Genomic DNA, 13,242 nt, shown 5'->3' on the forward strand with positions numbered 1-13,242 from the left:
GGAAGAGTGGACGATGTGTTGGCAGCAAAGCATCCTGTGGTGACATATAAGAGCATGCTAAATGATTGATTCTATATGGATTTCAATTTGATAATCATCGGTGGCGGTCCTGGTGGATACAAGACCGCCACTTATGCCGCATCCAAGGGACTGACGGTATTGGTAGTGGAGAAAGACGAACTGGGAGGCACATGTCTCAACCGTGGCTGTATTCCCACCAAGACTTACGCGCGGCTCGCTGAGGTGATAGAGACGATGAAGGATGCCGGGAGCTATGCGCTCGACGGTGTGACATACAGTTTTGATTTCGCCAAGGCTTTCGCCCGCAAGCAGCAGGTGGTGGAGACTCTGCGCGGAGGCATCGCCACACTACTGTCGGCTTCAGGCATAACGCTCGTCAAAGGTATGGCTGTGATGAAAGACGCCCATACAGTGGTAGTTGACGGTAAGGATTATTCTGCCGACAACATCATCATAGCCACTGGCTCCGTGTCAAAGTCGTTGCCTATCCCAGATCTTGACAAAGAGATGGTGTGCGACTCCGACTGGCTTCTCGACACCGACGTGCTGCCGAAGCGCATCTGCATAGTTGGTGCCGGAGTGATAGGAATGGAGTTTGCAAGCATACTCAATTCTTTCGGTTGTGAGGTAACAGTAGTGGAATTCCTCAAGGAATGTCTGCCGCCAATCGACAGCGATATCGCCAAACGCCTGCGCAAATGTCTTGAGAAGAGAGGCGTTACCTTCTATATGCAGTCTGCCCTCAAGGGAGCGGCTTCCGGAAAGGTTACCTTTGAGCGCAAGGGCAAGGTGACAGAGGTGGAGGCCGACAAGGTGTTGCTTGCCGTTGGCAGAAAACCGCTTACTGATGGACTCGGTCTTGATGAGGTGGGAATAAAATACGATGCCAAGGGAATTGCCGTTGACGATAATATGCTCACCTCTGTAGAGAACGTGTATGCCATTGGCGACGTTAACGGCAGACAGATGCTTGCCCATGCAGCAGAGATGCAGGGCAAGAGGGCCGTGAACGCTATCGTAGGCTGTGGCGACGATATCCGCTTCGATGTGATGCCGGCAGCGGTATTCACATTGCCTGAGGCTGCCAGCGTGGGCAAGACGGAGGATGCCCTCAAGGCTGAAGGTGCTGATTATCGCAGCATAAAGCATTACTATCGTGCCAACGGCAAGGCCGTGGCGATGAACGAAACGGAGGGTATGCTGAAGCTTCTCACCGATGCCGGAGGCAAGGTGGTGGGCTGCCATGTATATGGAGCACATGCCGCCGACCTGGTTCAGGAGGTCAGTGCACTGATGTGTCAGAACATCACGGTGGAAAAGCTTGATGACATCACTCATATACATCCTACTCTGAGCGAGATTATAGTGGGATAATGCCTGCTTGACAATATCTTTCTGAAGTTACCGCCTCTATCGTGTGCCATGCGACATTAGAGACGGTAGCTTCTTCATTTCATAATTCAAGGGGGAAAACACAACGAGTGGAACCCTAAAGCAACGATTCTATAAAATGAATTTCTTTAAAAAACTGTTTGGCGTTGCCAAAGAAGAAAAGACTCCTACAGTGGAGGAACTGCAGCGTGCTGACGAGAAGAACTTCGACATACTGAAGTTTGACGGCGTGAAGGCACTCAAGATAAACAGTGTAGGGTATGCAATAGAATGTTTTACCCATGCCCTCAACATCAAGGAAGACCTTGAAGTGAGAGACTATCTCTCGCAAGCTTACGTGGGAGTGGGAGACTACAACAATGCGTATCAGCAACTGGAAAAGCTGGCGCAGGCACAGCCCGACAATATCGGAATATTCCTGCGTATGGCAGGCATTGCCTACGTGATGGAAAACTATGTGCTCATGTCTGCCTCTTGTGAGAAGGCGCTGCTCGTAGATTCCAAGTCTGTTGAGGCCCTCTTCCTCTATGCAAAAGCTTGCATCGGCACCGACGACATCACAAATGCCGTGGCAATGCTTACCAAGGCTATAGCGCTTAATGAGGAGTATGCTGAGGCTTACCTGCTGCGTGGAGAGGTGTATCTGTCTGACGGCAATCTTGATGATGCCGACAACGATGCGGCTTATCTCCTGAACAATTATCCCGACAACGAAGAGGCGCTGATGCTGAAGGCGAACATCGAGAACAAACGTGGAAATGCAGAACAGGCGATGGAATACTACGGAAAGGTAATCGACGTGAATCCATTCTCAAAAGAAGCGCTGGAGAACCGTGCCTTGTTGCGCAAGCAGGCCGGCGATGCCGAGGGCGCCAAGAGCGATGAGGAACGTCTCAACGAGATATTGTCTCGTGAGCAGGAAGAGGTGGACCAGCAGGGAATAGAGTCAAAGGTGAAGGAAAGCTACAACAATATCAATCCTTTGGGAATATAAGCTTATTATTTCAAGAAAAATCATTACCTTTGCAGCCGCTTTCATCAAAAGATGATGGATGGCATAATAACAGTTCATCCCAAATCGTCTGTCAGACCTTGTCTTGATTTGACAGTTTGGGACTTAGCGAGTGCTTGACAAACCTCCATGTCCGTGTTTGCACTGGAAACAGAGCCGCCGGACTAAACAAAACAAGAATCATGAAAGTAAGCAACAATAGTGTGAGTGTGCTGTTTATGCTTTTCAGCGTGCTCTTCTGCGTCTGCCTCATTACGGCAAACGTGCTCGAAACAAAGCAGATTTCAATAGGATGGGTCAATATCACCGGCGGACTGCTGGTGTTTCCCGTGTCGTATATCATCAACGATTGCGTGTGTGAGGTGTGGGGCTATAAGAAAGCCCGACTGCTCATCTGGCTCGGTTTTCTGATGAACTTCATCTTCGTTTCCTTCGGTGCTTTGGCTGATGCCATACCAGGAGCACCATATTGGGATAATGAAGCCGGATTCCATGCCGTGTTCGGACTGGCGCCACGTATAGCCTTGGCTTCCTTCCTCGCGTTTCTCGTAGGCTCGTTCATCAACGCCTATGTGATGAGCCGCATGAAGGTGTCGTCAGGCGGGAAGCATTTCGCCCTGCGTGCCGTGATGAGCACTGTGTATGGCGAGACCGCCGATTCAATAATCTTTTTCCCGCTTGCCCTTGGTGGGGTGGTGCCACTTGCGGAATTGCCCAAACTCATTATCTCACAGATTGTGCTGAAGACGGTCTATGAGATTGTGGTGCTGCCGATAACGATGAGGGTGGTAAGGAAAACGAAGCAGATAGAGGGTGTTGACACCTACGACCGTAACATAAACTACGGTGTGTTCAAAATTGGTAATATCTAAAAATGTTCGTATGACAAATAGCGAAAACAGACAGGACGAGGGATTGCATGCCCTCGGCAAGAAGACGGAGTATAGGCAGGACTATGCGCCTGAGGTGCTTGAGACATTCGAGAACAAGCATCAGACGAATGACTATTGGGTGCAGTTCAACTGTCCTGAGTTCACTACGCTGTGTCCTATCACGGGACAGCCTGACTTCGGAGAGATAATCATAAAATACATTCCCGACGTGCGTATGGTGGAAAGCAAGAGCCTGAAGCTGTATCTCTTCAGCTTCCGCAACCATGGCGACTTTCATGAGGATTGTGTCAATATCATAATGAAAGACCTCGTGAAGCTCATGGATCCACGTTACATCGAAGTGACGGGAATATTCAAGCCCCGTGGAGGAATAAGCATATTCCCATTTGCCAACTATGGCAGACCGGGGACTAAATACGAAAAGCTGGCAGAGCAGCGCTTCATGCAGCATGCCCTGTAGCAGATTCCGTAGCTTGTCCCAAGCGCGGATGCAGCAGCATTCCGTGTGGGGTTAATCTTCAAGATATCCTTTCGTGAACATGTCATACGACAGGGCCTCAAGTTCCTTGAGAGTCATCTGTCCTAAGGCATGTTCAATTTTTTTTATCAGTTCCTCGCGCTTGTAGTCGTTGTCGTCCGAAAGACGGTCTGTGAATGTTACCATTATCGTTATTGTTGTGTTATATAAAGCCTTTTCCGGCAATCGCCAACTGAGAGCGGGGGTGATTATCGGAATGGTTCACGAATATTATTTCTGCAAAGTTACGCAAATATTTCTTCGGATGGACATAAATAGCTAACTTTGCACTGCAATTAAGTTAAGAAATCAACGATGAAGATAGGGTTTGACAATGATAAGTATCAGTCTATACAGTCTGAACACATAAAGGAGAGAATATCCCAGTTTGATGGAAAGTTGTATCTGGAGCTTGGAGGAAAGCTCTTCGATGACCATCATGCCAGTCGTGTGCTGCCTGGTTTTTTGCCAGACAGCAAGCTGCGTATGTTCCAGAAAATCAACGACAGCATAGAGATTGTCATAGTAATCAGTGCTACAGACATTGAGAAGAACAAGAAACGGGCCGACCTCGGTATCACCTACGACGAGGATGTGCTCCGGCTCAGAGGCGAATTCCAGGGCCGTGGCTTCATGGTAGGTTCTGTGGTCATCACCCACTGGGGCGGACAGCCGGCAGCCGTGGCTTTCAAGCAGCGTCTGGAACGTCTTGGCATCAGGACCTATTGCCACTATCTCATTGAGGGCTATCCTCACAACGTGGAACTGATAGCTTCTGACGAAGGCTTCGGCAAGAACGACTATGTGGAGACCGAGCGTCCGCTCGTCATCGTCACCGCTCCCGGTCCGGGCAGCGGCAAGATGGCAGTGTGTCTGAGTCAGCTCTATAATGAGAACAAGCGTGGCGTCAGGGCAGGATATGCCAAGTTTGAGACCTTCCCGGTGTGGAACCTTCCGCTCAAGCATCCTGTCAACATTGCCTATGAGGCAGCTACGGCCGACCTCAATGACGTTAACATGATAGACCCGTTCCACCTTGAAGCGTACAATAAGATTGCCATCAACTACAACCGCGACATAGAAATCTTCCCTGTGCTCAACGCTCTCTTCGAGGGTATCTATGGCACCAATCCATACAAGTCGCCAACGGACATGGGCGTCAACATGGTGGGGTTCTGCATCAGTGATGACGATGTGTGTGTGGAGGCATCGAAGAACGAGATTATCCGCCGCTATTACGCAGCCACGAATAAACTTGCGCTCGGAGCATGTAATGATGCGGAGATAAAGAAGATACAGCTCCTCATGCAGCAGGCAAAGATTTCTACCGACTTCCGTCGAGTCACCACAGCGGCAAAGGGACGTCTCAATGAAACGGGACATACGTCGGCAGCTATAGAACTGCAAGACGGCACGATAATATCCGCCAATTCCAGTCCGCTGCTTGGTTGCAGTGCCGCTCTCATTCTTAATGTCACCAAACATCTTGCTGGCATAGACCACGACCTGAAGCTCATCCCTGAGTCTATGATAGAGCCTATCCAGCACACCAAAATCAGTTACTTGGGTGGCCACAACCCTCGTTTGCACACAGATGAAGTGATTGTCGCCTTGTCTGTACTCTCTGAGCAGGACGAGAACTGCCGTCGCGCCTTGGAGCAGTTGCCTAAACTGCGCGACTGTCAGGTTCATTCCACGGTGATGCTGAGCGATGTAGACCAGCGCATATTCAAGAAGCTCGGTGTGCAGCTTACCTGTGAACCCGTGATGAAGACGGTGAAGAGATAATAAACGCCAAACGGAATATAGCCGATAGGGATAAACGCCAAGCAAGCCCTAATGATTGATTTGGGTTGAAAGAAAAAAAACGACAACCGGGTCTTGATTGAAAGGACTATATGCCTTTCGCATCAAGACCCGGTTGTCGGTTTGCTTATATTTACCAAACGATGTTTAGACAACTGTATCTTTCCGGATACAAGTATATATGGTATTTATATTGCCAATTATTGCCTTTTGTCGTAGATACAGAAAGTTGTTATTGGTCAGGGTTCTCCACAAAACCTTGGTATTTCTCTTCCAGTCCCGACATGATGGCTTTGTAGCATTCGTCCATGCGGCGGTTGATGTCCTCCGGTCCCTGTCCTTCAGGATAGATGGGTTTGTGGATGGTGAGCTTAAGCGGATGCCAGGTTACCCATTTGCAGTCTCTCATTCTCGGCATGATGTCGAAAGAACCGTTTATGGTCAGCGGCAGGATAGGCAGTTGCAGTTCGTCAGCAAGCATGAAGGCTCCTCGCTTGAACACTCCCATGTGACCGGTGAAACTCCTCGCACCCTCCGGGAACACCACAAGGCTCATACCGCCTTTCAGCGTGGCGCGAGCCTTGTCGTAGGTCTCCTTCACTTTTCGCGGTCCGCGCTTGTCTACGAAAATCTGATGCGACTTCTCACAGGCGTAGCCCACGAATGGCACTTTTCTCAACTGGTGTTTCATCATCCACTTGAACTGACGTCCGAGGAAACCGAAAATAAGGAATATGTCGAACGCCCCTTGGTGGTTGGCGGCGATGACATACGACTCGTTTTCCTTCATGTTCTCACGCCCCTCTACCTTTACCGGCAGCAGTAGCAGACGGATGATGGCCCATCCCCATGATTTGCCAGGGTAATATCCCCAGAAATGTCCTCCGCCCAGCGAACATCCAATGGCTGTGGCGAGAGATATCATTATTGTCCATAGGAGCAATATTGGCAATGCGATGCATAGCTGGTAGGCTCTATACAGATATTTCATGATAGCAGTGTGTCTTCGTTATTCTTTTATTTTCGGGTATTTCCTTGTCCATCCGTCCCAGCGCAGTCTCATTACGCCGAAGAATGCCTCTCCGAAGATGCCGCCGCTCATTTTCGACACGCCTTCTCTTCTGTTTACGAATATCACCGGCACTTCCTTTATCTTGAAGCCAATCTTGTATGCCGTGTATTTCATCTCTATCTGGAAGGCATATCCCTTGAATCTGATTTTGTCGAGTTCTATGGTTTCGAGCACACGGCGTTTGTAGCATTTGAATCCGGCAGTGGTGTCGTTCACTTTGAACCCCGTTATGAAGCGCACGTATTTGGATGCGAAATAGCTCATCAATACTCTGCCGATAGGCCAGTTCACCACGTTCACTCCGCTGACATACCGTGAACCGATAGCCACATCGTATCCTTCGTCGTGGCATGCGGCATAGAGTCGCGGCAAGTCTTTCGGGTCATGGCTGAAGTCGGCGTCCATCTCGAAAATGTATTCGTAGTCGCGCTCGAGCGCCCATTTGAATCCTTTGATGTATGCCGTTCCCAAACCCAGCTTTCCGCTGCGCTCGAGCAGATGAAGTCTGCCGTTGAACTCCTGGCTCATCAGTTCCTTCACCTTCGCTGCCGTTCCGTCGGGCGAGCCGTCGTCGATGATGAGTATGTCGAATTTCTTTTCCAGTCCGAACACTGCTCGGATAATCTTCTCAATGTTCTCTATCTCGTTGTATGTCGGGATGATGACGATACTGTCACTTGTGTTCATAATGTGTGAGAATATTAATATTATGTTGTGCAAAGGTAGCAATAAAAAACTAAGTTGTATGCTTTCGCCATTACTTTTTGATATCCCATAAGATATAATATGATTTTTTTTCAGTAACTTCGCAGCGTTTTTGTGGTAAAAGACTCTTGATGCTGGAGTAAAAGGCCCGTGTAATCCTTTGTACGGCATTTGAGATCTTTTCCGTTTTGTGCCATAGCGGGATGAGCCTGTAGCGTGTCTCGTTAGGGCTATTATATGTTTTAGAAAAGAAGATGGAAATTCAGAAACTCTTGGACTTGTATAGTTCGTCACCTCATATAGAATCGATGCTGAAAGCGATTGGCGATTCAGAAGTGCGCACGATATCGCTGCGCGGACTCAATGGCTCGTCGGTGCCCATGGTGTTTGCTTCTGCCAACGGCAGGCTGCCGCGCACCTGTCTTTTTGTGCTTAATGACGCTGACGAGGCAGGGTATTTCTATCACGACCTCACCCAGTTGCTGGGCAATTCGCATGTGCTCTTCTTTCCGTCGGCTTATCGCAGACAGGTGAAGTACTGTCAGAAAGATGCTGCCAACGAGATATTGCGCACTGAGGTGTTGAGCCGGGTGAAGGAACAGGAGGCGTCACATGACGACTCGAATTCAACGCTCTACGTCGTGACTTGCCCTGAGGCGATGGCAGAACTGGTGGTCACCAACAAGCATCTGGACGACCGCACCCTCATGCTGCGCGTTGGCGAGGAGAGAGACGTGGTGGAGATAGAGAAGACGATGCGCTCATTCGGTTTCAAGGAGGTGGACTATGTTTACGAACCGGGACAGTTTGCCGTGCGCGGTAGCATTCTCGATGTATATTCGTTCAGCAATGAGTATCCGTATCGTGTGGACTTCTTTGGCGACGAGGTTGACTCAATACGCACCTTCGAGGTGCAGTCGCAGTTGTCGAGAGGTAAGGTGGACTGCATCTCTATCGTACCGGAATTGTCGGAGATTGTGGCAGACAAGATTTCTTTTCTCAAATTCCTGCCTGCCGACTCGTTGGTGGTGATAAAAGACGTTACATTCGCCCACGATGTGATAGAGAATATCTACCGTGAAGGTTTCTCCCATCAGGCTCTCACCGAGAAACTCGAGGGGGCCACGGAGATGGAACAGAAGAAGATAATGCAGGAGATGAGGTCGGAATATTCGTTGCTGCCGGCAACGGCATTCACCGAAGACATAGCAAAGTTCAAGAGAGTGGAATTCGGTAACAGTCCAACGGGACTGCCGCAGGCCACCATCACCTTCAGCACCACACAGCAACCTTTGTTTCATAAGAACTTTGAACTGCTCACCACTGCGCTCGAAGACTATATGCTGAAAGGTTACAAACTATATATCCTTGCTGACAGCCAGAAGCAGAACCAGCGCCTTCGCGACATCTTCGACGAGATGGCGCAGAACAAGAAACTGGCTGACGGCACTGTGATAAGCGTCACGCCGATAGATTTCCAGCCGGTGGAGAAAACCTTGCATTGCGGCTTTGCCGACAATGACATGAAGGTGTGCGTCTTCACCGACCATCAGATATTCGACCGCTTCCATAAATACAGTCTCCGTTCGGATGCCGCACGCAGCGGAAAGATGGCGCTCACCATGAAAGAACTGCAGGAGATGGAGCCTGGCGACTTTATCGTACATGTGGATTACGGCATCGGAAAGTTTGCCGGTCTCGTGCGTGTTCCCGTTGGCGACAGCTATCAGGAGATGATACGCATCGTGTATCAGAACAACGACAAGGTGGATGTGAGCATCCACGGCCTCTACAAAATATCCAAATACAAGCGCCGCGACAGCGAGAAACCGCCACGTCTCAGTGCACTCGGTTCTGGAGCGTGGGAGCGACTGAAAGAGAAAACAAAGAAGAAGATAAAGGACATAGCCCGCGACCTGATCAAGCTCTATGCCACACGCCGCCATGAGAAAGGCTATCAGTTCAGTGCCGATTCTTTCATGCAGCATGAGTTGGAGGCGAGCTTCCTCTATGAAGACACCCCCGACCAATTGAAAGCCACCAACGACGTGAAGGCTGATATGGAGAGCCAGCGTCCGATGGACCGTCTTGTGTGTGGCGATGTGGGTTTCGGCAAGACCGAGGTGGCTATACGTGCTGCTTTCAAGGCTGCATGCGATTCCAAACAGGTTGCCGTGATGGTGCCTACCACAGTGCTTGCATACCAGCATTACCAGACCTTCTGCGGCAGACTTAAGGATCTGCCTGTCAGGGTTGACTATCTGTCGCGTGCCCGCAGTGCGAAGAAGACACGTGAGGTACTTGCCGACTTGGAGGCTGGCAAGATAGACATCATAATTGGCACACACAAGCTCATCGGCAAGAGCGTGAAATTCAAAGACCTCGGACTTCTCATCATCGACGAGGAACAGAAGTTCGGGGTGTCTACCAAGGAGAAACTGCGCAAGATGAAAACCAATGTGGACACGCTGACCATGTCGGCGACGCCAATACCGCGCACGCTGCAGTTCTCTCTCATGGGAGCAAGAGACATGAGCATCATACAGACGCCGCCGCCAAACCGCTATCCCGTGTGCACCGAGGTGCATACCTTCGATTCAGATATCATAAAGGATGCAATAAACTTCGAGATGAGCCGCAACGGACAGGTATTCTTCGTGAACGACCGCATCAGCAACCTGCCGGAGATTGCCAATGTGATACGCCGAAACGTTCCGGATGCGCGAATAGCTATAGGTCACGGACAGATGAAACCGGAAGAACTGGAGAAGGTGGTGATGGGGTTCATGAACTACGATTATGATGTGCTCCTCTCCACAACCATCGTGGAGAACGGCATCGACATCAGCAATGCCAATACCATCATCGTGAACGATGCACACCGTTTCGGACTTTCCGACCTGCATCAGATGCGTGGACGCGTGGGAAGAAGCAACAAGAAGGCGTTCTGCTATCTCCTTGCTCCTCCGCTGTCGAATCTCTCTCAGGATGCGCGCCGCCGGTTGGAGGCACTTGAGACATTCTCAGACCTTGGCAGCGGCTTCAACCTCTCGATGCAAGACCTCGACATGCGTGGCGCCGGCAACCTTCTCGGTGCGGAACAGAGCGGATTTATGGAAGATCTCGGTTTTGAGACATACCAGAAGATTCTGTCGCAGGCCGTGACGGAGCTTAAGAACGATGAGTTTGCTGAGATGTATCAGGAGGAGATGAAAGAGGGCAGACAACTCAAAGGCGACGAGTTCGTTGACGACTGCGCCGTGGAGAGCGACCTTGAGATGTTCTTCCCAGACCAGTATGTGCCGAGCAGCAGTGAGAGAATGCTGTTGTATCGCGAGCTCGACAGCATAACCAACGACAGTGACCTCGATAGGTATAAGGCAAACCTTATCGACCGCTTCGGTGCTATACCCCGTGAGGGCGAAGAGCTGCTGCATGTAGTGCCGCTACGGCGTCTGGGCAAGTCTCTCGGATGCGAAAAGATAATACTCAAGTGCGGCGTGATGCAGATGCAGTTCGTGACAAATCCCATGAGTGCCTATTACAAGAGCGACGTCTTCGACCGTGTGCTCCAGTATATCGGCAGCAACCCCCGCCAATGCAATCTCAAGGAGAGCCGTGGCAAACGCTATATGGTGGTGTCGGGCATTGACACCGTGGAAAAGGCGGTGGAGATATTGAAAAAAATTAATGGATAACGATTATGCTTATACTTACAACAATACTGATTTATTTCTGTGTGCTCATGCTTATGGGCAGACTGACGAGTAAGAAATCCAACAACGAGACGTTCTATCGCGGTGAGCGCAAGTCGCCGTGGTATGTTCTCGCTTTCGGACTCGTGGGAGCGTCAATATCGGGTATCACTTTCGTGTCGGTGCCTGGAATGGTGATAAAGCAAGACATGACATATCTGCAGACGTGTCTTGGATTCATCCTTGGCTATTTTGTCGTAGCTTTCGTCCTGCTCCCAGTGTACTACAAACTCAATCTCACCACTATCTATTCCTTTCTGCAGAAACGGCTCGGCAACAGATCGTATAAAACGGGAGCCCTGTTCTTCCTGCTTTCCGAAATGACGGGTACGGCACTTCGCTTCTATGTGGTGTGCAGCATCCTGCAGCGATTTGTATTCGGACCTGTAGGGGTGCCGTTCGTTGTCACCGTAGTGGCGCTCGTAATGCTGATATGGCTATATACAAGGCGCGGAGGAATAAAGACCCTCGTCTGGACCGATACCTTCCAGACCTTCTGTATGATGGCGGCATTGCTGATAATAATTGTGGAGGTTATAGGAAAACTCGATATGTCGGTGGGTGATGCCGTGTGGGCAGTGGTGGCAGACAGCCACAGCCGCATATTCGTGTTCGACGACTGGGTGTCTACTCAGAATTTCTTCAAGCAGTTTCTTAGCGGAGTGTTCATCGTTGTGGTAATGACAGGTCTCGACCAGCACATGATGCAGAAGAATCTCACCTGCAAGACGCTGCGTGACGCACAGAAGGATATGTGTGTGGGAGGCTTTTTCTTTGTGCCTGTCAATCTGCTCTTCCTCAGTCTTGGTGTGTTGCTTCTGCTTCTGGCTGGCAAAGAAGGGCTTGCAGTTCCAGCCGACAGCGATGAGCTGCTGCCGATGTTCGCCGCATCGGGATGGATGGGGTCACTTGTGCTCGTGCTCTTCTCCATCGGCATCGTGGCAGCGTCGTTCAGTGGTACCGACTCTGCTCTGACCGCCGTCACCACAAGCTATTGTGTTGACATCAAGGAGCGTCCCGATGATGAGACATTGCGTCGCCGTGCACATTTCGGAGTTTGTGTGTTATTCGCCGTATTCATATTGGCCTTCAGAGTGATAAATTCCACCAGTGTGATAGACGCTATATATATCGTGTTGTCATACACCTCAGGCCCGCTCCTTGGTCTCTTTGCCTATGGCATACTGACCAAGCGTGGAGTAAACGACCGTCTTGTGCCATACATCTGCGTGGCGGCACCAGTGATATGCTTTGCCATAAACCAGATTACGGTTTCGCTCACTGGATATAAGTTCGGTTATGAACTGCTGATGCTCAACGGCATGCTCGTGTTCCTCGGCATGTATCTCACGTCGCATAGAGCAGCGAAGGCCGCCTGACAGTAAGAATAGGTTTTCATCTGCATCTTTTTCGTCATTATTCTTAGGCGCATACACCGTTTCCTGTAAGAAATATAGATTTCTTCTATATCAGGATAGAGTCGTTGATTTGTATGAATCTTGCATAATATGTATCTTTGCAATCGTAAAAGAGATGATAATGAAAAGACAGACGACAATGCTGGCAAGACCGGTGTCACTGTCAGAATCGTTTAACAATAATAAAACAAGGAGGCTATTATGAAAAAGTATGTTTGCGACGTTTGTGGATATGTATATGACCCGGCAGTAGGTGATCCAGACAATGGTATCGCTCCTGGCACTGCATTTGAGGATCTTCCTGCAGATTGGGCTTGTCCACTCTGTGGAGTAGGCAAGGATGAATTCAGCGAGACTGAATAACAATAGAATAAATTACAATATAGACCGGTCATTGGCATGCATGACATAATGCACATTCCAATGACCGGTTTATGTATTTAACCCCACTCTTCTGAAAAGCAAGATTCAAGCAATACCTGATGTCTGATTGCTTTTTTTGATTTTATCAAACTCTCTATTTCAATATTTCTGCCACTTCATCTTTGCTGATTCCTGTAATTTCAGCAATCTGCAAAATGTTCATACCGTTTGAATAGAGTGATCTTACTATATTATTTAGTTGCTCGCTCTTCTGCTGAAGCTGCTCGC

General features: G+C 49.5%; 11 protein-coding genes. 8 read left to right on the forward strand and 3 right to left on the reverse strand.

Annotated elements, in window-relative coordinates:
* Positions 1–75 precede the first annotated feature (75 nt).
* The 4 genes from lpdA (at position 76) to queF (ending at position 3,778) form a co-directional block, all read left to right on the forward strand.
* The gene (lpdA, locus tag QVO99_RS03195) at positions 76–1,395 is read left to right on the forward strand and encodes a dihydrolipoyl dehydrogenase (RefSeq protein ID WP_022316149.1); all 1,320 of its coding nucleotides are present in this window, start codon (positions 76–78) and stop codon (positions 1,393–1,395) included.
* A gap of 136 nt (positions 1,396–1,531) precedes the next feature.
* Positions 1,532–2,407 carry a tetratricopeptide repeat protein gene (locus QVO99_RS03200; RefSeq protein ID WP_022316150.1) on the forward strand — a complete coding sequence of 292 codons (876 nt, stop codon included), beginning with the start codon at positions 1,532–1,534 and terminating at the stop codon, positions 2,405–2,407.
* Between the two features lie 200 nt (positions 2,408–2,607).
* On the forward strand, positions 2,608–3,297 hold the full coding sequence (locus QVO99_RS03205) for a queuosine precursor transporter (RefSeq protein WP_022316151.1): 690 nt from the start codon (positions 2,608–2,610) through the stop codon (positions 3,295–3,297).
* 10 nt (positions 3,298–3,307) lie between these two features.
* Positions 3,308–3,778 (forward strand): preQ(1) synthase, encoded by a 471-nt coding sequence (queF, locus tag QVO99_RS03210; protein WP_022316152.1) that lies wholly within the window; start codon positions 3,308–3,310, stop codon positions 3,776–3,778.
* A 51-nt stretch (positions 3,779–3,829) separates the two neighbouring features.
* On the opposite strand, the gene QVO99_RS03215 is transcribed toward queF, so the two are convergent.
* Complete coding sequence (locus QVO99_RS03215; RefSeq protein WP_022316153.1) at positions 3,830–3,982, reverse strand: hypothetical protein; 153 nt, start codon at positions 3,980–3,982, stop codon at positions 3,830–3,832.
* 168 nt (positions 3,983–4,150) lie between these two features.
* Between QVO99_RS03215 and QVO99_RS03220 the strand changes: the two genes are divergently transcribed.
* Positions 4,151–5,623 carry a DUF1846 domain-containing protein gene (locus tag QVO99_RS03220; RefSeq protein WP_022316154.1) on the forward strand — a complete coding sequence of 491 codons (1,473 nt, stop codon included), beginning with the start codon at positions 4,151–4,153 and terminating at the stop codon, positions 5,621–5,623.
* Between the two features lie 250 nt (positions 5,624–5,873).
* Here the strand turns inward: QVO99_RS03220 and QVO99_RS03225 are convergent, their stop codons facing one another.
* Positions 5,874–6,632, reverse strand: coding sequence for a lysophospholipid acyltransferase family protein (locus QVO99_RS03225; RefSeq protein WP_022316155.1), 759 nt, complete (start codon positions 6,630–6,632; stop codon positions 5,874–5,876).
* A gap of 18 nt (positions 6,633–6,650) precedes the next feature.
* Positions 6,651–7,400: a polyprenol monophosphomannose synthase gene (locus QVO99_RS03230; protein ID WP_022316156.1), complete on the reverse strand. Its 750-nt coding sequence runs from the start codon at positions 7,398–7,400 to the stop codon at positions 6,651–6,653.
* A gap of 272 nt (positions 7,401–7,672) precedes the next feature.
* Between QVO99_RS03230 and mfd the strand changes: the two genes are divergently transcribed.
* From mfd to rd, 3 genes are all read left to right on the forward strand, one after another.
* Positions 7,673–11,116, forward strand: coding sequence for a transcription-repair coupling factor (gene mfd, locus QVO99_RS03235; protein WP_022316157.1), 3,444 nt, complete (start codon positions 7,673–7,675; stop codon positions 11,114–11,116).
* Positions 11,117–11,121: 5 nt separating this feature from the next.
* Positions 11,122–12,552, forward strand: coding sequence for a sodium:solute symporter (locus QVO99_RS03240; protein ID WP_022316158.1), 1,431 nt, complete (start codon positions 11,122–11,124; stop codon positions 12,550–12,552).
* A 240-nt stretch (positions 12,553–12,792) separates the two neighbouring features.
* Positions 12,793–12,954, forward strand: a complete 162-nt coding sequence (gene rd, locus QVO99_RS03245; protein WP_022316159.1) for a rubredoxin — start codon at positions 12,793–12,795, stop codon at positions 12,952–12,954.
* The last annotated feature ends 288 nt before the right edge of the window (positions 12,955–13,242 follow it).

This window comes from Prevotella sp. CAG:592 (assembly GCF_000436015.1).
Classification (GTDB): domain Bacteria; phylum Bacteroidota; class Bacteroidia; order Bacteroidales; family Bacteroidaceae; genus Prevotella; species Prevotella pectinovora.